The 21,852-nt window shown below is 32.7% G+C and carries 16 protein-coding genes; 5 read left to right on the forward strand and 11 right to left on the reverse strand.

All coding sequences use genetic code 11. The annotated features are described in order from the left end of the window. Positions 1–163: 163 nt before the first annotated feature. Positions 164–895, reverse strand: a complete 732-nt coding sequence (locus tag AADI82_RS05045) for an energy transducer TonB (RefSeq protein ID WP_341215365.1) — start codon at positions 893–895, stop codon at positions 164–166. Between the two features lie 187 nt (positions 896–1,082). Here AADI82_RS05045 and AADI82_RS05050 point away from each other — a divergent pair, with 187 nt between their 5' ends. Continuing rightward, a complete protein-coding gene (locus AADI82_RS05050) occupies positions 1,083–2,699 on the forward strand; it encodes a sulfatase (RefSeq protein ID WP_341215366.1) in 1,617 nt (538 codons plus the stop codon). Positions 2,700–2,701: 2 nt separating this feature from the next. On the opposite strand, the gene AADI82_RS05055 is transcribed toward AADI82_RS05050, so the two are convergent. Further along, positions 2,702–4,855, reverse strand: coding sequence for a TonB-dependent receptor (locus tag AADI82_RS05055; protein ID WP_341215367.1), 2,154 nt, complete (start codon positions 4,853–4,855; stop codon positions 2,702–2,704). A 140-nt stretch (positions 4,856–4,995) separates the two neighbouring features. Between AADI82_RS05055 and AADI82_RS05060 the strand changes: the two genes are divergently transcribed. Then, positions 4,996–5,664, forward strand: a complete 669-nt coding sequence (locus AADI82_RS05060) for a lysoplasmalogenase (RefSeq protein ID WP_341215368.1) — start codon at positions 4,996–4,998, stop codon at positions 5,662–5,664. Between the two features lie 65 nt (positions 5,665–5,729). Here the strand turns inward: AADI82_RS05060 and AADI82_RS05065 are convergent, their stop codons facing one another. Further along, positions 5,730–7,007 (reverse strand): NAD(P)/FAD-dependent oxidoreductase, encoded by a 1,278-nt coding sequence (locus AADI82_RS05065; protein ID WP_341215369.1) that lies wholly within the window; start codon positions 7,005–7,007, stop codon positions 5,730–5,732. 131 nt (positions 7,008–7,138) lie between these two features. On the opposite strand from AADI82_RS05065, the gene AADI82_RS05070 reads away from it, so the two are divergent. Both AADI82_RS05070 and AADI82_RS05075 read left to right on the forward strand, forming a co-directional pair. Then, on the forward strand, positions 7,139–7,633 hold the full coding sequence (locus AADI82_RS05070) for a sigma-70 family RNA polymerase sigma factor (RefSeq protein ID WP_034043876.1): 495 nt from the start codon (positions 7,139–7,141) through the stop codon (positions 7,631–7,633). A 4-nt stretch (positions 7,634–7,637) separates the two neighbouring features. Further along, entirely contained in the window at positions 7,638–8,279 is a 642-nt protein-coding gene (locus AADI82_RS05075) for a hypothetical protein (protein ID WP_341215370.1), read from the forward strand. A 138-nt stretch (positions 8,280–8,417) separates the two neighbouring features. Here AADI82_RS05075 and AADI82_RS05080 read toward each other — a convergent pair whose 3' ends face one another. The 8 genes from AADI82_RS05080 to AADI82_RS05115 all read right to left on the reverse strand — a co-directional run bounded on the left by AADI82_RS05080 (position 8,418) and on the right by AADI82_RS05115 (position 20,133). After that, the gene (locus AADI82_RS05080) at positions 8,418–9,005 is read right to left on the reverse strand and encodes a pseudouridine synthase (RefSeq protein WP_341215371.1); all 588 of its coding nucleotides are present in this window, start codon (positions 9,003–9,005) and stop codon (positions 8,418–8,420) included. Continuing rightward, positions 8,992–11,283: a DNA topoisomerase 3 gene (locus AADI82_RS05085; protein WP_341215372.1), complete on the reverse strand. Its 2,292-nt coding sequence runs from the start codon at positions 11,281–11,283 to the stop codon at positions 8,992–8,994. Before AADI82_RS05085 ends, AADI82_RS05080 begins: the two co-directional genes overlap by 14 nt. Before the next feature lie 764 nt (positions 11,284–12,047). After that, positions 12,048–13,280 carry a M48 family metallopeptidase gene (locus AADI82_RS05090; protein WP_341215373.1) on the reverse strand — a complete coding sequence of 411 codons (1,233 nt, stop codon included), beginning with the start codon at positions 13,278–13,280 and terminating at the stop codon, positions 12,048–12,050. Positions 13,281–13,359: 79 nt separating this feature from the next. Then, a complete protein-coding gene (locus AADI82_RS05095) occupies positions 13,360–13,674 on the reverse strand; it encodes a GIY-YIG nuclease family protein (RefSeq protein ID WP_341215374.1) in 315 nt (104 codons plus the stop codon). 131 nt (positions 13,675–13,805) lie between these two features. Beyond that, complete coding sequence (locus AADI82_RS05100) at positions 13,806–14,627, reverse strand: RNA methyltransferase (protein WP_341215375.1); 822 nt, start codon at positions 14,625–14,627, stop codon at positions 13,806–13,808. A gap of 60 nt (positions 14,628–14,687) precedes the next feature. Then, positions 14,688–15,989, reverse strand: a complete 1,302-nt coding sequence (locus AADI82_RS05105; protein ID WP_341215376.1) for an amidohydrolase family protein — start codon at positions 15,987–15,989, stop codon at positions 14,688–14,690. A gap of 11 nt (positions 15,990–16,000) precedes the next feature. Beyond that, positions 16,001–18,982 (reverse strand): amidohydrolase family protein, encoded by a 2,982-nt coding sequence (locus AADI82_RS05110; RefSeq protein ID WP_341215377.1) that lies wholly within the window; start codon positions 18,980–18,982, stop codon positions 16,001–16,003. 83 nt (positions 18,983–19,065) lie between these two features. Beyond that, the gene (locus tag AADI82_RS05115) at positions 19,066–20,133 is read right to left on the reverse strand and encodes a DUF3810 domain-containing protein (protein WP_341215378.1); all 1,068 of its coding nucleotides are present in this window, start codon (positions 20,131–20,133) and stop codon (positions 19,066–19,068) included. A gap of 183 nt (positions 20,134–20,316) precedes the next feature. Between AADI82_RS05115 and AADI82_RS05120 the strand changes: the two genes are divergently transcribed. Continuing rightward, the gene (locus AADI82_RS05120; RefSeq protein WP_341215379.1) at positions 20,317–21,777 is read left to right on the forward strand and encodes an aminoacyl-histidine dipeptidase; all 1,461 of its coding nucleotides are present in this window, start codon (positions 20,317–20,319) and stop codon (positions 21,775–21,777) included. The last annotated feature ends 75 nt before the right edge of the window (positions 21,778–21,852 follow it).

The following is a 21,852-nucleotide window of genomic DNA, read 5'->3' on the forward strand; positions in this document are numbered from 1 at the left end:
AAACTTTTAAATAGCAAAAAACCAAGCGAATTTAGAAAGGTAGTTTTTCAGAATAATACTGTAAAACATTGGAATTAAAAAGATAACCTTTATTAACTTAAAAAGGCAATCTAAAAAATAGATTGCCTTTTTTTACATTGATAAAACCACTTACAACCCCTTTTCAACTCGTTTGGAGTTTAAAAAATATAGGCACAGCATAACTTACTTTTACAGATCTACCACGCTGTTTTCCTGGTGTCATTTTTGGTAATAAGCCAATAATTCTTTCAGCTTCTTTTTCTAAAATTTTATCTGGCCCTCTTGATCTTACTTTGGTTGTAAATCCTTTAGAATCTATAACAAATATCACAGAAACTCGACCTTGAATACCCATTTCTGTAGCTAATTCAGGGTATCTGAAATTTTTAACAACATGCTCTTGTATCTTTTTTTGAAAACAATCTTTCATTTTATCTCTTGGTTGACCTTCACAGCCTGGGAATACAGGTACATCCTCAATAGCAGCAAAAGGCACTTCTACGTCTTCATCTACTTCTTCAACATCAACATCACTTACATCTACAATACGTTCTTCAACCGCATCGTTTTGGTTAGCTTCAGTACTTTCAATTATAGTTTCTTCAACATCTTCAACATCTTCAACAATAGTAATTGTTTCTACTACTGCAGGTGGCGGTGGCGGTGGCGGTGGTGGCGTATTAATATTTACAATGGGAATATCTTCCTCTAATTCTTCGTCAACATTTAATACATCAATAGATACAAGGTCTTTATCGTAAGTTTTGTATTCTAAAGCTTGCCAAGATAAAAACAGCATTAAATTTAAACCTATAGCAAAATATAGACTACTGTTGCGTCCTATCTCTAATTCTGGGTTCTTTTTGGGTTTCATGACTCATACATTTTATGGGATTAAAATTATTATAAAACACCCCTAAATACTATGACATTTGTCATGTGAGAAACAATTAAAGCATAAAAAAAATTAAAAATCTAAATGAAATAGAATAATTAAAACTCCTGCTATTTTATTATCTTGGTTGTTCATTTTTTGTTTAAAACAAAACACTTTCTATAAAATGGGTTTAATAAAAATCAATCATGCATTCTTGTTTTATTTAATCGGGTTTTTAATCTTACACTCTTGCTCAGAAAAGAAAAAAGATCTTACGCAACAACCAAATATTCTTTTTATAATGTCTGATGATCATGCTTATCAAGCCATTAGTGCATATTCCGACAAGCTAATAAATACTCCAAACATTGATAGAATTGCAAATGAGGGCATGTTGTTTACTAATGCCTGTGTTACAAATTCTATTTGTGCACCTTCAAGAGCTACAATTCTTACCGGGAAACACACTCATATAAATGGAAAGATTAATAATTTAATGCCTTTTGATACTACTCAAGTTACGTTCCCTCAACTTTTTCAAAAAGCAGGTTACGAAACTGCTATGTATGGAAAGTTACATTTCGGTAACAATCCAAAAGGTGTAGATGATTTTATGATTTTACCAGGGCAAGGTAATTATTTAAACCCCAAATTTATAACCAAAAAAGGAGACACTACCGTGACTGGATATGTTACCGACATCATTACAGATTTTACTATTAATTGGTTAGACAAAAAACGAAACAAAGAAAAGCCCTTTATGATGATGTATTTGCATAAAGCCCCACACAGACCATGGTGGCCACATCCAGAAAAGTTTAAGGCGTTTACTAAAAAAACATTCCCAGAACCAGAAACTCTTTTTGATGACTATTCTAATAGAGGAACAGCTGCAAGAACAGCAGAAATGAATTTATTAACCCATATGAAATATGGTCACGATTCAAAAATAAGCCCTAAAACTATTGAAGACATGGGAGGTGTTGAACCTAAGATTCCTTCTATTAATGGATTTAATCGTGCCTATAATAGATTTAATGAAGAGCAAAGAAAATTATACGACCCAGTAATAGATTCTATCAACACATGGTTTAAAAACAATTGGCCTACGTTGAATGATAAAGAAAAAATGCAATGGAAATACCAACGCTATATGCAAGATTATCTGGGTTGTATTTCATCTGTTGATGATAATGTTGGGCGTGTTTTAGATTATTTAGATGAAAGTGGCTTAGCTAAAAATACTATTGTAGTATATACATCCGATCAAGGTTTTTATCTTGGAGAACATGGTTGGTTTGACAAACGTTTTATATACGATGAATCGTTTAAAACACCTTTATTAATTCGTTGGCCAAATCAAATAAAACCTGGAACAACAAACGATGAAATGGTACAAAATCTAGACTTTGCTCAAACCTTTCTGGAAGCCGCTCAAATTGATGCTCCTGAAGACATGCAAGGAGAAAGTATAATTCCTTTACTAAAAGGTGAAAACGAAAAATGGACTCGTGATGCGGTTTATTATCATTACTACGAATATCCTGGGGAACATACTGTTAAAAGACATTACGGTATAGTTAACAAAGCATATAAATTAGTGCATTTTTATCATGATATAAATGAATGGGAGCTTTATGACCGTTTAAAAGACCCTCAGGAAATGAATAATGTTTACAACAATCCTGATTATACCGATATAGTAAAAGAGTTAAAAATAAAACTTGAGGCATTACGAGTAAAGTATAAAGACTCCAAAGCACTTGATCAAAAATATATAAACATGTCGGTTAAAGAATAGGTCTATAAATTATCCAATTGGTTGCTTTTTTTATCCTCACTAATCGTCCAAAAGAAGCCAACAAAAAAGAATTGATCTGCTGCAGGCAGCAACGCACGTCTTTCAAAATAGCCGTTTACATTTGGCACATTGGCATATTGATAACCATTAACATTTTTAAAACCTAATACGTTGTTTACCGAAGCATATAGTATTTTTTGCGGACTTATTAAATATGCCCAATTCACACTTAAGCTGTTATAAGCTTTTGTTTTGTTATTTAAAAACCCTGGTTCGTTAGGATTGGTATATGTTCTTCCTGATGCAAAACCGTAGCTAAATCCTACTTGACTGCGCCAATCGTTAATCCAATATTTACCAACTACTGAAAGGTTATGTGTATTCGCAAAGTTTGGTTGTGCTTCAGTTTGATAATTTCTGTAATCTCGTTTGGTATCTAAAAATGAATAGCTTAGCCAATAATCAAAATTCTTGATGCTTTTACTATCTCTCCAAAAGAAATCGATACCTTTTGCAAAACCATTACCTTCATTATTATAAGTGCTATTAAAATCTGGAAACTCATCATTAAACTTAACTAAATTATCATACTTCTTGTAATAAGCTTCAGCCCTAAATATTTTTCTATCGGCATTATATTGATAGTTAAAAATGTAATGTGATGTATTTTGTGGTTTTAAATTTTGATTAAACTTCAAAATATAACTTGATGGATTTTGATAAAAATTACCATAAGCTAATGACAATTGACTTTTCCCAGATGTTTTATAAGCAAACGACAATCTAGGAGCTAAAGTAAAATCTTTAAAAAGCTCAACGTATTCTGCACGTAATCCTGTTTTAAAGGCAAGTTTTTTAGATAAGAAAATATCTGCCTCTGCAAATGCTGCTGCAATATTATCGTTATATCCATAGCTTACAGGATTAACTAAATCATCGGCATAAGTTTCATCAAAATCTGTTGCAAAATACTCAGCTCCAAAGTAAAGTTTAAAGCGGTTGCTTATTCTATCTTTAAATTTAAGTTTTGCGTGTACTGAGTTTTCTGAATCTTTAATATCACTATCCATAATATTGATATTGTTATTTCCGTGAGTATAGCTTAAACCTCCAAATAAAGTCCAGTTATCATTCAAAACACCTTGATATGAACCGTTAACATATAAATTTTTGTTTTTTAGTTTAAAATCTAAACCCTCGCTATAATTAATATCTTCTTGAGTTAATTCAAAATTTGTAGTGTCAAAAGCACCATAAAGTTTAAATAACCCTGAATCGGTTTTCTTTCTAAATACGGCTTCTCCAGAAAGTGTTTCAAAAGGCTTTTTCCAATCATTCCTATCTGGAAACAAAGCAATATAAGGCGCTAAATTTATATAAGATGCATTAACACTTAGCGAGCTTTTATCCCACTTTTGAGTATTTCCAAGTGTTGCGCCAACACTCATAATTCCTATATCTGTTTTTTCTTGATCTGGCTCGTCAATAGTATTTAATAACAATACACTTGATAGTGCTTGTCCAAATTCTGCAGAGTAACCACCCGTAGAAAATGTGATGCCATCAAATAAAAATGGCGAATACCTACCACGAGTTGGTGTATTATTAGTTGTTGGCGAATACGGTGTAAACACACGAATACCATCTATAAATATTTGAGTTTCTTCGGCTTCCCCACCACGAACAAATAAACGCCCATCTTCAGCAACTGTTGTGGTTCCGGGTAAAGTTTGTAAAGCACCAACAAAATCGCCTAAAGCACTTGCTGTGGTTACTACATCTAATGGTTTTAGCACGTTAACTTTACTATTATCGCCTGCAGCAAATGTTCCAGCAGATAAAACCACAGCATCCAAAGCACCAATGTCTTCTCTAAGTTTAATAGTTAAATCTTTCATATATGAAACATCACCAACCATTGTAAACGTCTCATAAGACAGAAAAGATACAACTAAGGTTTGAGTGCTTGTTTCTTCTGTTTTAAAAAAAAATAAACCATTCTCATCGGTTGTACTACCATCGTAAGTAGCATCTAAATAAACATTTGCTCCTGTGATTGGTAAACCTTTGTTATCGGTAACTTTTCCATTAATAACACTTTGAGCAAAAAACTGACTTGAAATAATTAAACTTAAAATTAATAATAGCTTTTTCATTTTTAAAGTTGATTAGTGATGTGTTCGTTATTTGTTGATGAAGCAAATTTGAAACATAACCCATGTTGAAAAAACTAATACTAACCGAATTGTAACATTTTAATGATGAATTGAATATATTTGAATAAATAGATAATTGCATGCTAACCAAAACAGAGAAATTATTTTCATTTATTTTCTTAATTATAGTTATAGCAGAATTGGTTTGCGACTCCGTTGAAAGCTTAAATACTTACCATTATTTTACCAAGCCTTTAATTTTAATTTCGTTAATTATTTTCTTTTGGAAGCATTCTCAAAACCTTGATGTAAACACAAAGCGGTTTACACTTTTAGCATTATCTTTCTCATTATTAGGCGATATTCTTTTAATGTTTGTAAATACATCTGCCAACTTTTTCATAGGTGGTTTAATCGCTTTTTTGGTAGCGCACATTATGTATGTTTTTGTATTCTTAAAGAAGAAAAGCACTGCAAATAACACACTACCTTTTATCGTTATTTTACTCCTTTATGCTACTATATTATTTTACTTTTTAAAGGATAGATTGGACGATTTAATGTTACCAGTAATTGTGTATATGTTTGTTATTTTATTAATGGTAGTCGCAGCATTTTCACGAAAAGGAAGTGTGTCAAAAAACAGTTATATTTTAGTTTTTTTAGGTGCGCTTTTTTTTATAACTTCGGATAGTTTATTGGCTTTAAATAAATTTTATGCGCCATTACCTTTTTCTAGTATTAGTATTATGCTTACCTACTCAATTGCTCAATTATTTATCGTTTTTGGTATTAAAAAACAACAATAGACAAAATCTATTGTTGCATATTAACAAATTATTAATCAGACAATTGATTAACAAAATTTAAAGTATCAATTTAATTTATGAAATGGACGTATAATTAGGCGCGCTGCTTTATCAAAATTGATGTAATTGTAGCACCAATTAAAGAAAACCACTACTCTATTTCTAAAACCAACCAGTGCCATAAGGTGAATAAACATCCATACAAACCAAGCAAAAAACCCTGCAAATTTATAATGCTTTAAGTCTACTACGGCTTTGTTTCTACCCACAGTTGCCATCGAGCCTTTGTCTTTATATTTGAATTTTTTAAGAGCTTTTCCTTCAATTAATTTTATCAAATTTTTTCCTAAAAGTGCGCCTTGTTGAATAGCAGGTTGAGCCACTTGCGGATGGCCATTTGGATAGTCTTCCGTTTGCATTAAAGCAATGTCTCCCAAAGCAAAAATATTTGTATAACCTTCTACTTGATTAAACGCATTTACTTTATATCGATTTGCTCGATCAATAAGAGATTCTGCATGAAGTCCAGTAATTGGATTTCCTGTAACACCAGCTGCCCAAATTAAAGTTTCAGACTGCAATTCTAAACTTAAATTAGTAGATACTTTTTTACCGTCATATTCTTTAACAAACGTATTACAATGTACAAGCACTCCTAATTTAGTAAGAAATCGAGCTGCTTTTTTTGATGCATGTTCACTCATTGATGGTAACACTCTCGAACCGCCTTCTAATAAGTAAATTTGCATATCGGCAGGAATTAAATCACGATAGTCTCTAGGCAGAATATGATTTTTTAATTCTGCTATAGCTCCTGCAAGCTCGACACCCGTAGGACCGCCACCAACAATTACAAAATTCAACAATGCTTTACGAAGTTCTTTATCACCTGTTATCGCAGCTTCTTCAAAATTTTGTAAAATTAAGCTTCTAATATTTAAAGCCTGTGGCACCTTCTTCATAGGCATGCTATGGGTTTTAATCGATTTATTGCCAAAATAATTGGTTTTTGTTCCAGTTGCAATTACTAAATAATCAAAACTCAAAACCCCAATACTAGTAGTAATTTCCTGATTTTCAGCATCAATGTTTTCAACTTTTGCTAAACGAAAAAAAGTGTTTTTATGTTTTTTAATTACCTTTCTTAAAGGGTAAGCAATAGAATCTGGTTCTAAGCCAGCAGAAGACACTTGGTATAATAAAGGTTGAAATGTATGATAATTACGCTTATCAATTAGTACAACTTGAACTTTTTTATTAGCTAAGGTTTTTGCTAAATTAATACCAGCAAAACCACCTCCAATAATAACAACTCTTGGTAAACTTGATTGGGGAATATTCATAAAAACACCTAAAAATATTATATTACAAATATAATATATATGCTATTTACACACTACTTTTAAATATTATTTTAAGCTTTGTGTAACATTTTAAATATTTAAGCTACTTACCTTATAACTAAACCATCAAATTGAATAAAGAACTAGAACATAGCTTTGTTGAATTGCTAGAAAAGCATCAGAATATTATACACAAAGTTTGTAGGTTGTATACTAATAATTATGATGCTCATAACGATTTATTTCAAGAGATAACCATACAGCTTTGGAAAGCTTACCCAAAGTTTCGTGGTGATGCTAAGTTTAGCACTTGGATGTACCGTGTGGGATTAAATACAGCTATAACGCTTTACAGAAAATCTAAGCGCAGTATAAACACTCAAGATTTTGAAGGCGTTGAGTTTAAAATAAAGGCAGAAGATTATGATGATACTGAAGAGCAGCAATTAAAAGTACTTTACAAAGCTGTACATCAATTAAATGATATTGAAAAAGCACTTGTTTTCTTGTATTTAGAAGACAAAGACTATAGAGAAATTAGTGAAACAATGGGGATTAGCGAGGTAAATGCACGTGTTAAAATGAATAGAATAAAAACTAAGCTTAGAACCATACTAAATCCGTAACAATATGGATGAATTAGATTTATTAAAAAAAGACTGGAATAAAGGCGATAATAAGTTTCCAAAATTATCTTATAACGAAATTTATAAGATGATATTAAAAAAATCGTCTTCCATCGTCAAGTGGATATTTATTATAAGCCTACTTGAGTTTGCTTTATGGACTTTTATATCTTTTTTCTTAAAGGATACCGAAAGCATGAAACGCTTTGATCAGTATGATGCCGATGCTGTATTTATTCCATTAATGATAATTGGCTATATTATTTTAGCCTATTTTTTCTATTTGTTTTTTAAAAATTACAAAACAATTTCTGCAACAGACAATGCTAAAGTTTTAATGGAAAACATTCTTAAAACAAGAAAAACGGTAAAACAATATGTCGCTTTTAATTTAATTTATCTGGTCATATCGACCATAGTTGTGCTATTCCTAGAGTTTGACAGAGACCAGCAAGTTATAGATCAAGTCAATCAAGCCGCAGCAAATGGTGAAGCCTTTAAGTTTTACGCAGGCATTATAATCGCTACTATATTACTATTAGTAGTTGCCATTGGGGTTTTACTGCTGTTTTATTGGTTAGTTTATGGTATTCTATTAAAGCGTTTAAATCGAAACTACAAAGAGCTTAAGAAGCTAGAAGTGTGATCGCCTTTACAAAAGGAAAACGGCTGTGGTGTTTTTTATTTAATTTTAAGAGTTTAAATTTGTATCATATAAAAAGATTAGCAAATATTAAACACATTGTCTCGTTACGAAAAGCTCCTCACGATGACAAATCAATCTCTATAATACAAATTTATCAACGGCAACAACTTCACCAACTTGCATTATACCAAGTTGAATGTTCCCAACCCGAGTACGAACCAACCGCAACGTAGGAAACCCAACTGCTGATGTCATTTTTCTAACTTGACGAAACTTACCCTCGTTTAAAGTAATCGATACCCAAGATGTTGGCCCGTGTCTATCGTCACGAATTTTCTGAGAGCGTTTTGGCAACTCTGGTACTTTACCTAGTTTAACTACTTTGCATGGCTTTGTTTGATACTTTTTGCCATTAAAACCAATTTCTACTCCAGATTTTAATTGCTCTATCGCTTTCGCAGAAATAGTACCATCAACTTGTGCATAATACTCCTTTTCTACTTTTTGGCTGTTTATAAAATCGCTCATTTTACCATCGGTCGTAATCAATAATAAACCTTCCGATTTTTCATCTAAGCGACCAATAGCCATCGTGTTTTCAGGGAAATTATAAAGACTACCTAAAAACTTTTTTGATTGTTGTTTGGAGTCTTGACTTTTAAACTGACTTAAATATCCATAAGGTTTATAGATTATAAAATGGCGATGGGATTTAGATGCTTCCATTCAAAATACTATGAACCAATTCCTTGGTTGGTGTTTGTCCCTTTATTTTCGCTCTAACAACATTAAAAGTCATTTTAAAATCGCAACCCAATTTGTAATCGCTGCATCCGTAGGCGGTTTTCCCTTTTATAACCGTCCCTTTTTTACACTTCGGACAAGACAATTTATCTTTTTTCGCTTTCGAAGAAGTCTTTTTAGGCTCCAATTTTAATTTAAAATTTTCATCAAATCTAAGCAAACCTTCAACAGCTCCAACATCAGTTTTAAAGCCTTTTAAATTAACAGTGCTTCCTTTTTGAAGCAATCGCACAAATTGTTTTTCAGATATTTTTTTTTCAGCAAAACTAAAAGGCAACACAAAATCACAGCCATCATTATAAGCACTACAGCCATAAGCTGTTTTACCTTTTAAAAGCTGTCCTTTTTTGCATTTCGGGCAAACCTCGGCAGTAATTCCTGCTTGCTTTTTAACCGTTGCTTTTACGGCTCTATTTTTAATTACCGTAGCTTGCGATATGTTGGCGCGTTTGGTTTCGCTTCGTACTTCGTAAACCAAAGCATCTACCATACGTTTCATGTTTTTTATAAATGCACCTGCACTAAACTCGCCCTTTTCAATATCTTTTAATTGCTTTTCCCATGAGCCTGTAAGTTCGGCAGATTTTAATAATTCATTTTGAATTGTATCTATCAACTGAATACCAGTAACTGTTGGCAGTACCTGCTTTTTATTACGTTTTATGTATTTTCTTTTGAAAAGGGTTTCAATAATATTAGCTCGCGTTGATGGTCTCCCAATACCATTCTCTTTCATTAAATCACGTAATTCTTCATCGTCAACCTGTTTACCAGCAGTTTCCATAGCACGTAATAAAGAAGCCTCAGTAAACTGATTTGGTGGTTTGGTTTCTTTTTCTAAAAACGATGGCTCGTGTGACCCTTTCTCTCCTTTTACAAAAGTTGGTAAAATCCCCGATTCTTTTTCTTTTGCATTCGGGTTTTCAAAAACAATGCGCCAACCTTTTTCTAAAATTTCTTTTCCTGTGGTTTTAAAAACTACTTTTGCTGCACTTCCTAAAATGGCGGTGTTGGATACTATACAATCATCATAAAACACCGCAATAAAACGCTTTACAATAATATCGTAAACCTGTTGCTGATTGTATTGCAAATTAATTTGAATACCTGTTGGAATAATAGCATGGTGATCGGTTACTTTTTTATCGTTAAAAACTTTGGAAGATTTTTTTATTTTCTTTCCTAAAAGTGGTTGTGTTAATTTTGAATAGTTTGTTAATTTCTGAAGAATACCCGACACTTTCGGATACACGTCGTTTGGTAAAAATGTCGTATCAACTCTCGGATAAGTGACTACTTTTTGTTCGTATAATTTTTGAACAATCTTCAACGTTTCATCTGCCGAAAACCCAAACTTAGTATTACAATACACTTGTAAACCTGTTAAATCGAACAGTTTTGGCGCGTATTCTTTTCCTTTCTTTTTAGTGATGGATTCTATTTCAAAATCGCTTTCTTTTACTTTATTAGCTAAAGCTTCACCATCTTCTTTTTTAAGGAAACGTCCGTCTTCGTAACTAAAAAGTGTATCACGATAAAGTGTTTGCAGTTCCCAATATGGCTGTGGTTTAAAATTCTCAATTTCCTTAAACCGATTTACAACCATGGCTAAGGTTGGTGTTTGCACACGGCCAACCGACAATACTTGTTTATAACCACCATGTTTTACGGTGTACAACCTAGTCGCATTCATACCTAATAGCCAATCGCCAATGGCTCTGGAAAATCCTGCGTAGTATAAATTATCGTAATCTGTTGATGGCTTTAAATTTTGAAACCCTTCTTTAATGGCTTCGGTAGTTAATGATGAAATCCACAGGCGCTGTACTTCGCCTTTGTAATTGGCTTCATTCATTACCCAACGTTGGATGAGTTCTCCTTCTTGCCCCGCATCGCCACAGTTTATAACCAATTCGGCTTTATCAAATAAACTTTTTACAATTTTAAATTGCTTTTGAATACCCGAATTTACCACCACTTTGGTTTCAAATTTTTCAGGAAGCATGGGTAAATTATTTAAGTCCCAGCTTTTCCAATAGGGTTTATAGTCGTTGGGTTCTTTAAGTGTACACAAATGCCCAAAAGTGTAGGTTACTGCATATCCATTGCCTTCGTAATAGCCATCGCATTTAGTATTTGCACCTAAAACGGAGGCGATTTCTCTAGCAACACTTGGTTTTTCGGCAATACAGACTTTCACTTATTTATCTTTAAATTAAAAACGCAAAATAGGAATTTAGAAAGGGTTTTTAAAGTAGAATTGTTAGGAGTTATTAACTAAAAAGTTTTGTCAAAAAAATGAAGTTCGTTTAGCATGTTCGTGTATGGTTTAGCTGCGTTGTCTTGCATTTATATTCGCAAGCAATTTTCTTATTTCAACTAAGGTATTTTTATTCTTTTTTTTCAATGTTAGTTATTTTAATATGCGTGAGTATAAATATTTTATTTCAAGGTTTATAAAACGATTTAATTCAGAACCTTTTTTTGCTAGAGTTTTCATAATTGATATTTTATCTATTCCAGCACTAGAATTTGTATATTCATAAATTCCGCCATTTTTAAATTCAACTAGAATTCCGCCTTGTGTATATTAAAAGCCCTTACACTAGGTTTTCCGCTTAAATTGCAGTAGTATTCCATTCTTTCTCTTTTAAAATTAAACTATTTAGATTTAATAAAATAACGATTTATTTTTAAAATACATCACTGGAAATGAAGAAGTTACTAACAGAGGAGTTAACTAAAGGTGAGATGTTTTTGTAATTGTAAACAAATTGAGGGATATAAATTGTTATTTAACAATTGTTTATATCCGCCGTTAAACGAATTAGTTACCATTTTTTATGAAATTAAAATAGGTGTAAACCATTTTGAGCATTAACGTCTCTGTCTGTTGGCAGACAGGATTATGGGGTAAAAACTATGTGGTTTTTCCTTACGTCGAAACGACAAAGTGCTTCAATCTTATTTCCTTAAATTCCCAATCCGTTCCAAAAGTGTAGGATGCGAATAATGCATAAACACGTAAGCAGGATGTGGTGTTAAATTACTCAAGCTATTTTTAGATAGTTTTTTTAATGAGGTAATTAATGGTTCAGCTTTATAAGTGTTTTTGGCATAATCATCTGCTTGATATTCAAATTTTCTTGAGAAGACATTCATAATCAATCCCGTAATTTCAGAAATAGGCGAGTAGAGTAACCCAAAAGCAATTAAACCAATGTGAAAACTTGGAATTTCAACCCCCAAAGCTTGTGATAACAAAGGATTTGAAATGAATAAGGATAAAATATAAAGCGTCAATCCGGTCAATAAAATAGAAGCAAACAAATTAAAAATAATATGCTTCTTTTTATAATGCCCAACCTCGTGTGCTAAAACAGCAACAATTTCTTCATCATCTAAATCATTAATCAAGGTATCATAAAGTGTGACGCGCTTTTCACTTCCAAATCCAGAAAAATAAGCATTGGCTTTGGTACTTCGTTTAGAGCCATCAATTACAAAAATCTTATCTAATTTAAAACCAACGGTTTTAGCATACGCAGAAATTTTATCACGTAAAGTACCTTCTTCTAAAGGGGTTTGTTTATTAAAAAGTGGAACAATTAATTTAGAATAAAACATATTCATAAATAATGTAAATACCGCAACTACTCCCCAAGCATACAACCAAAAGTATTTTCCTGTAATGTTGTAAAACCAAATAATTAATGCTAAAATGCCGCCACCAACAATCGCCATCATCAACCAACCTTTTAGCTTGTCTACGAAAAAAGTTTTAACGGTTGTTTTATTAAATCCGAATTTTTCTTCAATAACAAAAGTGCTGTAATACGAAAAGGGTGTGGTTAAAATATCACTACCAATCATTATAATTCCGAAGAAAATCAAAGCAATAATGATGGAGTTGTCGCTGTAACTTCTAGCGATATTATCTACAAACTCAAAACCATCAAAAAACAAAAACCCTAAAGTTAAAAGGATAGAAAATGTTGAGGTTAGTAATCCGAATTTATAATTAGTTGCTTTGTAGTTTTGCGATTTTTTATATTCAGCATCGTCATAAACATCTAGTAATTCTTTAGGAAGTGCATCGTTAAAATGTTTTGCATTTAAGGCATCGAGAATTTTATCAATTATAAAATTGATAACAATAATTCCGATGATGATGTAAAATAATGTGTTTGCTGTCATAAAAAAGTAAAATTCCAATATTAAAATTCTAAAAAGCAAAAATAAAAACTATATGTCACACTGAGCGCAGTCGAAGTGCTTATTTACCTTTATACTTGTAATGAGTTGCATTTCTACATTCAGCCAATATTTGAAGCATATTAAAATCCCCGCTGATTAAAGCTTCTTTCTTTGCGCGTGTCCACCCTTTGATTTTCTTTTCAAAGTATATGGCTTGTAACACATTATTAAAAGTTTCATAAAATTTTATTTCTATCGGTCTTCTTTTGTAAGTGTAACAATCTCTATATTTTCCATGAGTATGTTCTTTAGTTCGTTTTTCTAAGTCATTTGTGATTCCTGTATAATAAGAACCATCAGAGCATTTTAGAATATAAACGTAATAGAAATGCATTTTGTAACCGTTTGTTTTAAATTGTTTTATATAATATTTTGAATGAAGATAGCAAGCGTAGCTTAACGAAGTGCATTGTTGTTTATAGTTTATATTGGTCTTCGACTGCGCTCAGACTGACAGTAGGAGTATCATTTAAAACCCCGCTGTCTTTTCGCTTCAAAAATAAGGATTCCAGCCGCAACCGATACATTCATGGAGTCTATTTCGCCCTGCATGGGAATAATAATATTTTGGGTTGAGTTTTCTAGCCATTCGTTACTTAAACCCGTAGCTTCAGTCCCCATAATAATAGCCGTTGGTTTAGTAAAATCTTGTCTGTGATATTCAACTGAAGCTTGCAACGCCGCACAGTAAATATTAATATTTTTAGACTTTAAAAACCCAATAATTTCAGCGGTGCTGCCCGTTGCAATTTGATTGGTAAACACACAACCCACACTAGATCTTATAATATTAGGATTGTACAAATCGGTTTTTGGGTTCGCGATTATTACAGCATCTACATTGGCAGCATCGGCAGTTCGTAAAATGGCACCAATGTTGCCTGGTTTTTCTGGGGCTTCGGCTACTAAAATCAATGGGCTTTTGGTGCTAAATTCTATATCTGAAACCGTATGCTTTTTGCTTTTTGCTACGGCTAAAATACCTTCGGTAGTATCGCGATAGGCTAGTTTTTGATAGACTTCTTTTGAAATTTCTATGGTGTTTATTGAGGTTTCGACTGCGCTCAACCTGACATCTTCCGTTAGATGTTTTAGGTCTTCAATAGGAAATAATTCAGGAAAAAATAAAATGGTTTCAAGCTCGTAATTTCCTTTAATGGCTAACGAGATTTCGCGTTGGCCTTCAATTAAAAACGTGCTGGTTTTTTTGCGTTCGCGCGACTTGTCTTTTAATTGTGCAAGTTGTTTTATAAAAGTGTTTTGAATGCTTGTAATTTCTTTATTCATAAAGCAAGCAAAAGTAATTGTTTTAAAATAATTTAACTTTAAAAAAAGAACACATTCGTTTTATTGATTGTTATATTTCTCAGAATAACGTTTCCAAAGTTTAGTTTGGTGCGTTTCAAGGCTAATTTCTCTACCATCAATAAAGGCATGAGTAATTATATTGGTTCGCATATCTAAAGCATCGCCTTCGCTAATAAATAAAGTTGCGCTTTTACCAGATTCTAAACTTCCGTAATTATTATCTATTCCTAATATTTTAGCAGGGTTTAAAGTAATAAGCTGTAACGCTTGTGCTTTGGTTAAGCCATGCGCAACTGTGGTACCCGCATAAAATGGTAGATTTCTAGAATTCATTCGCTCCATTTGTCCGCTAGCTTGAAGCGCTACTACAACACCATTATCAACTAAAAGTTTTGCCATTTTATAAGGTAAATCGTAATCATCATCGTCATTACTTGGTCTAGAGTGTACGCGTTGTAATAAAACTGAAATGTTATTTTGTTTTAACAGGTTGGCAATTTTATAGGCTTCTCTACCGCCTACAACAACCATGTTTTTAACGCCATTTTCTTTTGAAAAACGTATAGCATCGGTAATACCTTTTTCATCATCGACATTTATATAAAGTGTTTTAGAACCATTAAAAATACCTTGCAACGCTTCATAAGGTAAATTAGTTACAGTGTTAATTCCTTTGTTATAAGCTTTACTTTCTTTAAAATAGTTTGCTATTTCCGTAATTTGGTTTTTATATTCTTTATTTGGTTTTAGTCCTGGGTCTTCACCAAGCCACCAGCGACCATTAGTGAAACTATTAGGCCAATTTATATGAATGCCATCATCAGTTTTTATGGCCGCATCTTCCCAATTCCAAGCATCAAATTGAACCACTGATGAGGTACCACAAATACGACCCCCACGAGGTGTGATTTGCCCTAAAAGAACACCGTTAGGCCGCATAGATTCCACAACTTTAGATTCGGCGTTGTAAGCAATTAAACTTCTTATATGTGGATTCCATGTACCCATTTCGGCATCATCATCAGATGCTTTTATAGCGTCAATCTCTACTAAACCCAAAGTTGAGTTTGGTATTATAAACCCCGGATATATGTGCTTGCCTTTTCCATCAATAATCTCACCAACACGAGCAATTTTCATTAAAGCACTTCCAATGAAAGTGATTTTACCTTCATTAAACATGATAAGTGAATTCTCAATAACTTTACCATTACCTAAATGAGCAGTAGCGCCTTCAATGGTTATGGCCTTAGTTTGTTTTGGAGCTGGTGTTTCTTGTGCTATTACTACTGAAGAACACAACGTTAAAATGAGTATAAATATAAATTTTAAATTTTTCATTGAAATAAATTTTAGTGTTGGTGTTCATTATCAATAGAATCGCAGTGTAAATCTTCTTTAATTTTCTTTTTAATGGGCTGCGTTTTTAAACCTTTGTTTTTGGCTTGCATCATCATATTAATAAGTTCATTTTTTTCTTTTTTAATTTTAGAACGCATCATTTTATCTTGCTCTAAATCAAAATACGTAACACCTTCAATAAGTGTTTTTTCTGCTTTAGCATAAATTGAAAGCGGATGGTTTGACCAAAGTACAACATCGGCATCTTTACCCACTTTAATACTACCAACACGACTATCAATATGTAAAAGTTTTGCAGGATTTAGCGTTACAAATTTCCATGCTTCTTCTTCACTAACACCTCCATATTTAACCGATTTAGCGGCTTCTTGGTTTAAACGACGAGACATTTCTGCATCATCACTATTAATTGCCACGGTTACTCCTGCATCATGCATGATGGCGGCGTTATAAGGTATGGCATCGTTTACCTCGTATTTATAGGCCCACCAATCGCTAAATGTGGAGCCACCTACACCATGTGCTTTCATTTTATCGGCTACTTTATAACCTTCGAGAATATGAGTAAAGGTGTTGATGTTAAAGTTGAACTTTTCGGCAACTTTCATAAGCATATTTATTTCGCTTTGAACATACGAATGACAGGAAATGAAACGCTCTTTATTTAAAATTTCGGCAAGAACATCTAATTCAATATCCTTTCTATAAGGCTTGCCACTTTTCTTTAAGGCATCATATTCTTTTGCTCGGGTAAAATAATCCATATATACTTGCTCAACACCCATACGAGTTTGTGGAAAACGAACATTGTTTTGAGCACGTGTTTGTTTTACGTTTTCTCCTAAAGCGAATTTGATGAATTTCGGACTTTTTTTATAAATCAAATTATTTGCTGATTCTCCCCACTTTAATTTAATGATTGCGGAACGCCCTCCAATTGGATTAGCAGAACCATGCAATATTTGAATTGAAGTTACACCCCCTGCTAAATTCCTGTAAATATTAACATCAGTTTCATCAATAACATCTTCAATGGAAACTTCTGCTGAAGAATTTTGTCCGCTTTCATTAATGGATACTGCAGCAATATGAGAATGCTCATCAATAATTCCCGCTGTTAAGTGCTTACCTTTTGCATCAATAACCTTGGCGCTACTATCAGATAAATCTTGACCAATCTTTGCAATTTTTCCGTTTTTAATTAAAACATCTGTGTTTTTTAAAATACCATCACTTTCGTTGGTCCAAACGGTTGCATTTTTAAATAGAAGTGTTTCAGCTTTTGGCAATTCTTCGAATCCATAAGAATTGTTAGGAAAAGTTATAGGAAATATTTTTTCTTCTTCTGATTCCTTTTTTTCTTTTGATTTAGAAATTGAATCTATTTCTTTTTCAATATATTTTGCATAAAAAGGAAATTCGTTACCATTAGGCATAATCGTTTTTCCATTAAGATTTTTATTGGTATCTACATTGGCAACAACTCTAATAAATTCTTGTTTAGTAGAATCTACAGTTGTAAAAGCAATATTTATCCATTCATCTTTAAATGTTATTTTAGAACCGCGTGTTTTTTCTGCAGAAGTAATTTTTGCTTTTAATTTATTAGGTTCACCACTAATGTTCATTTTAAATGAATTACTAGTTAAATAAAATTCATAATCACCAGTAATATCTTCGGTGTTCATGTTTTCTAAAACGGTTTGTTTTCCTTGTACCCAATTTTCATAAAGTGTTGTTTTTTCATCAAAAACATCGCCTGAAGTAATTAAAAAATTTGCTTGACTGCCGTTTTTAAGTGAACCAATCATATTAGATTTCCCTAATAGTTGTGCAGGAGTTATAGTCAAAGCTTCTAATGCTTTTTCTTTAGAAAGACCATGCTTTATAGCCTTTATCAAATTAGATTTGAAGTCTTTAGGCGATTTTAAACTGTGTGTTGTAAGCGCAAATGTGATGTTGTTTTCTGCTAAAATTTTTGGATTTATTGGTCTTTGATTCCATGCTCTCATATCTGCTAACGATAGTGTTGATGCTAAAAAAGCATTTTCAACATCATAAGCTTTAGGGAAATTTAAAGGAATAATTAATGAGGCATTTGTGGCTTTTATATCATTTATACGTTCATATTCATCACCACCACCAAGAATAACATATTGTATGCCAGACTCATCACCTACTTTATCTGCTCTTAAAATACTTGCTCTACTGCCAGCATCAAAAATTTGAACTAAATCTTTGTTGTTGTTTAAAGCTTCAATTGATAAATCTTTGGTTTTGTTTTGTCCTTTTGCATACCAATCGGCATCTAAATAAAGCTGTCGTAATAACGCCATACTTCCCATTATAGAGCCAGGGTAGGATTGTCTTGAGGTTACACTTTTTCTAAAGGATAGATATTGTGCAGAACTTTCATCTAAAATTCTAGTTTCGTTGCCGTTTTTATTGTTTAGTGCAACAAGTGTTCCACTACCTCTAACAATACCATCTTGAATGTGGGTGTTTACTACGCCAAAACCAGCTTTGAGTAATTCGGTAGCCGATTTAGAATCATAATTAAACTTTTCACTTGCTTTATTTTCAGGCATGACGTGGTCATTCCAATAATACCCCGTTCTACTCGCATCGTATTGTGGCGTTCTACTGTTGCTCGACGGTCGCTTAGGCTTTTCAACTCCAAAACTAGAATACATATCGATAAAAGAAGGGTAAATACTTTTACCTAAAACATCAATAACTACTGCATTTTTAGGGATGTTTACTGAAGTTCCAGAAGTTACTATTTCCCCATCTTTAATAAGTAAAGTTCCTTTTTCAATAATTTGTGTTGGAGTGATATAAATTTTGGCATTCGTAAAAGCGGTGTAATTTGTGTTTTTTGCTGTAACGCCATCATTTTTAGGAAAATAATCTTGTGCAAACAAAGACAAGTTACACAAAAGCGTGAAAATTAAAAATTGCTTTTTTATCATTATTTTGGTTAGTTAAAAATTATCTTTCTAAAGATATAAATTAAGAAGATAGTTATCGTTTATTAAGATTTATTTAACACTAATTACAAAGAGGTATTCCCAAAATAATTAACTAATAAAGCCACCACATAACTGTAACTTTCCATGCCTTTGGTTTGACTATTAGCCTTTAAAAAGTTGCCATAAAAAAGTTTAAATATAGGTTCGGCTGGGTTTTGGTGTGCTTCCCAAAACAAGCGTACTTCTTCATAATTTTTTAAAATACCTATATTTACATCGGCAACAATGGTTTCGTATAAAGCTTCATCTCGTCTGTAAATTTCATTCAAGCAAAAACGTAACCCAAACGTATAACCTGTGTATTTAAAGTAAACATCATCGTTATTTATAGTTGCTAAAAAACCAATAAAGTTTGCTTCATTTTCGGCAGCATAACCTAATTGATGTGCAATTTCGTGTGCCGTAGTTGTGGGGAATTTAAAAACAGGAATAAGGGCATCAACTTGTGCTTCATTAGTTAACGGATTCAAATAGCCACTAAAACCCATGTACGTTAATGGATAGCTGAATAACGATTTCTTTACACTTTTTGGATGATATTCTAAATGCGGAAATATTTGTTTTAAATTATCATAACCATTTTGGGTATGCTTAAAAATTTCAGATTTACTAAACGGAATATCAACTTTTATGGTGTCGTTATTTGTTATTTTTAAATGATATGCATTCGATTTTTCAATCAATTTTTTAGTCACAAAAACTAACTGATCGGTTGTGTAATCGCGATTTAAATTCAGGTTTTTATGCAACGGAAGCCTGTAATAATTTAAACCCCACAACAAATGAAACGCAAAATAAATAATAGATAGCGCAGCAAAGACATTAACAAACCACTGTTTCGTGTTTTTTCGTAATTGTTTTCTGTTTTTATACACCCATCTTGCCGCATAAATAATAGCAAAAGCATAAATTAAATCGCCAAACGAAAACGGCAACCAACCCAAAACATATCTAAAAATTTTAGAAATAAACGGATACAAACCATTGCTGTAATAGGTTTCCACAAACACTGGGTAATGCGCCAACCACTTTACCAATGCATATTGCGGAATTAGTAAAAGCGAAATAATCGTTTTCTTATTCTTTAGCATCTTTCAAAAGTAATAAAAATTTATACCCAATGGCATTCGTTTATTTATGTGTGTTTTTTTCTTTTTTTATTTTTGCTTTTTGTCTTTGTTGTATTTTTTAAAACAAACACTGGTAAGTTAATTGGGTGGCTGCCAAAATCTACTCATTTTTATTACCTTTACACCACTTAATAAAAAACAATAATGAGTTCAGAAATAAGACAACTTCAACCACAACAACTTTGGAATAAATTCGCCGACTTAAATGCCATACCACGCGCCTCAAAAAAAGAAGAACGCGTCATTACCTTTATGAAAGATTTTGGTAAAAACTTAGGTTTAGAAACCATTGAAGACGAAGTGGGGAACGTTATTATAAAAAAGCCAGCAACCGCTGGAATGGAAAACCGAGTAGCTATTGTAATGCAATCGCATTTAGATATGGTTCACCAAAAAAATAACGATACCGATTTCGATTTTGATACTCAAGGCATCGATATGTTTGTTGAGGGCGATTGGGTAAAAGCAAAAGGAACCACTTTGGGGGCCGATAATGGTTTAGGCGTTGCCACCATTATGGCGGTTTTAGAAAGCACCGATATTCAGCATCCAGCCATTGAAGCTTTATTTACTATAGATGAAGAAACCGGAATGACTGGCGCAAAGGGTTTAAAAGGTGGTTTGCTTGAAGGAGAAATCCTTTTAAATTTAGATACCGAAGAAGATGACGAAATTGGAGTAGGTTGTGCTGGAGGAGTAGATGTTACAGCAACTAGAACGTATAGTGAAGAAGAAACTCCTGAGTTTAAAATAGGCTACGAAATTACTATAAAAGGTTTACAAGGCGGACATTCAGGAATGCAAATTCACGAAGGCTTAGGGAATTCTAACAAGATTTTAAATCGTGTTTTATTTGATGGTTTTGAGAATTTCGGATTACGAATTTCAGAGATTGATGGTGGTAGTTTACGTAATGCTATTCCAAGGGAAAGCAAAGCTATTGTTGTTATTGACGCCGTACACGAAGATGCATTTTTGTTAGAAATGAAACAACAAGCCGAAACCATTAAAACTGAACTTAAAACCATGGAACCCGATTTAGAAATTACAGTTTCTAAAATAGATACTCCAAATAAAATAATGGATTTAGGTGTTCAAGAAGGTTTAACCAGAGCGTTGTACGCCGCTTTAAATGGGGTTTATAGAATGAGTGCCGATATTCCAGATTTGGTTGAAACGTCTAATAATATAGCTCGAGTTATTGTTAAAGATGGCAACATTAAAATTAGTTGTTTAACGCGTAGCTCGGTTGAGAGCTCTAAAATGGATTTAGCAAATACACTTCGCGCTACGTTTGAGTTAACTGGTTGTGAAGTGGAATTCTCTGGGGAATATCCAGGTTGGACACCAAATATGGATTCTGCTATTTTAAAAGTATTGTCTAAAATTTATAAAGATATGAACGGCGAAGAAGCACACGTTGCCGCATGTCATGCAGGTTTAGAATGTGGTATTCTTGGGACTAATTACCCGAATATGGATATGATTAGTTTTGGTCCAAACATTAAAGGCGCACACTCACCAGATGAACGGGCGCAAATTTCATCGGCTCAAAAATATTGGAAGTTTGTTTTAGAGATTTTGAAGCAAATTCCTGTGAAATAGAATTATTAATATAATTGAGAAGTGATTCGTTTAACGTGTTTGTGTATGGTTAGTTGCACTGGCTAGAACTAAGTT

The organism is uncultured Wocania sp. (genome assembly GCF_964021735.1).
Taxonomy (GTDB): Bacteria; Bacteroidota; Bacteroidia; order Flavobacteriales; family Flavobacteriaceae; genus Wocania_A.

What these genes read in the sequence shown, in the direction of transcription:
- AADI82_RS05080 (WP_341215371.1), bottom strand. Translation starts at nt 9,005, where the DNA reads ATGGAAGCATCTAAATCCCATCGCCATTTTATAATCTATAAACCTTAT.
- AADI82_RS05105 (WP_341215376.1), bottom strand. Translation starts at nt 15,989, where the DNA reads ATGAAAAATTTAAAATTTATATTTATACTCATTTTAACGTTGTGTTCT.
- AADI82_RS05075 (WP_341215370.1), top strand. Translation starts at nt 7,638, where the DNA reads ATGGATGAATTAGATTTATTAAAAAAAGACTGGAATAAAGGCGATAAT.
- AADI82_RS05115 (WP_341215378.1), bottom strand. Translation starts at nt 20,133, where the DNA reads ATGCTAAAGAATAAGAAAACGATTATTTCGCTTTTACTAATTCCGCAA.
- AADI82_RS05100 (WP_341215375.1), bottom strand. Translation starts at nt 14,627, where the DNA reads ATGAATAAAGAAATTACAAGCATTCAAAACACTTTTATAAAACAACTT.
- AADI82_RS05060 (WP_341215368.1), top strand. Translation starts at nt 4,996, where the DNA reads ATGCTAACCAAAACAGAGAAATTATTTTCATTTATTTTCTTAATTATA.
- AADI82_RS05095 (WP_341215374.1), bottom strand. Translation starts at nt 13,674, where the DNA reads ATGCATTTCTATTACGTTTATATTCTAAAATGCTCTGATGGTTCTTAT.
- AADI82_RS05065 (WP_341215369.1), bottom strand. Translation starts at nt 7,007, where the DNA reads ATGAATATTCCCCAATCAAGTTTACCAAGAGTTGTTATTATTGGAGGT.
- AADI82_RS05120 (WP_341215379.1), top strand. Translation starts at nt 20,317, where the DNA reads ATGAGTTCAGAAATAAGACAACTTCAACCACAACAACTTTGGAATAAA.
- AADI82_RS05110 (WP_341215377.1), bottom strand. Translation starts at nt 18,982, where the DNA reads ATGATAAAAAAGCAATTTTTAATTTTCACGCTTTTGTGTAACTTGTCT.
- AADI82_RS05055 (WP_341215367.1), bottom strand. Translation starts at nt 4,855, where the DNA reads ATGAAAAAGCTATTATTAATTTTAAGTTTAATTATTTCAAGTCAGTTT.
- AADI82_RS05090 (WP_341215373.1), bottom strand. Translation starts at nt 13,280, where the DNA reads ATGACAGCAAACACATTATTTTACATCATCATCGGAATTATTGTTATC.
- AADI82_RS05045 (WP_341215365.1), bottom strand. Translation starts at nt 895, where the DNA reads ATGAAACCCAAAAAGAACCCAGAATTAGAGATAGGACGCAACAGTAGT.
- AADI82_RS05050 (WP_341215366.1), top strand. Translation starts at nt 1,083, where the DNA reads ATGGGTTTAATAAAAATCAATCATGCATTCTTGTTTTATTTAATCGGG.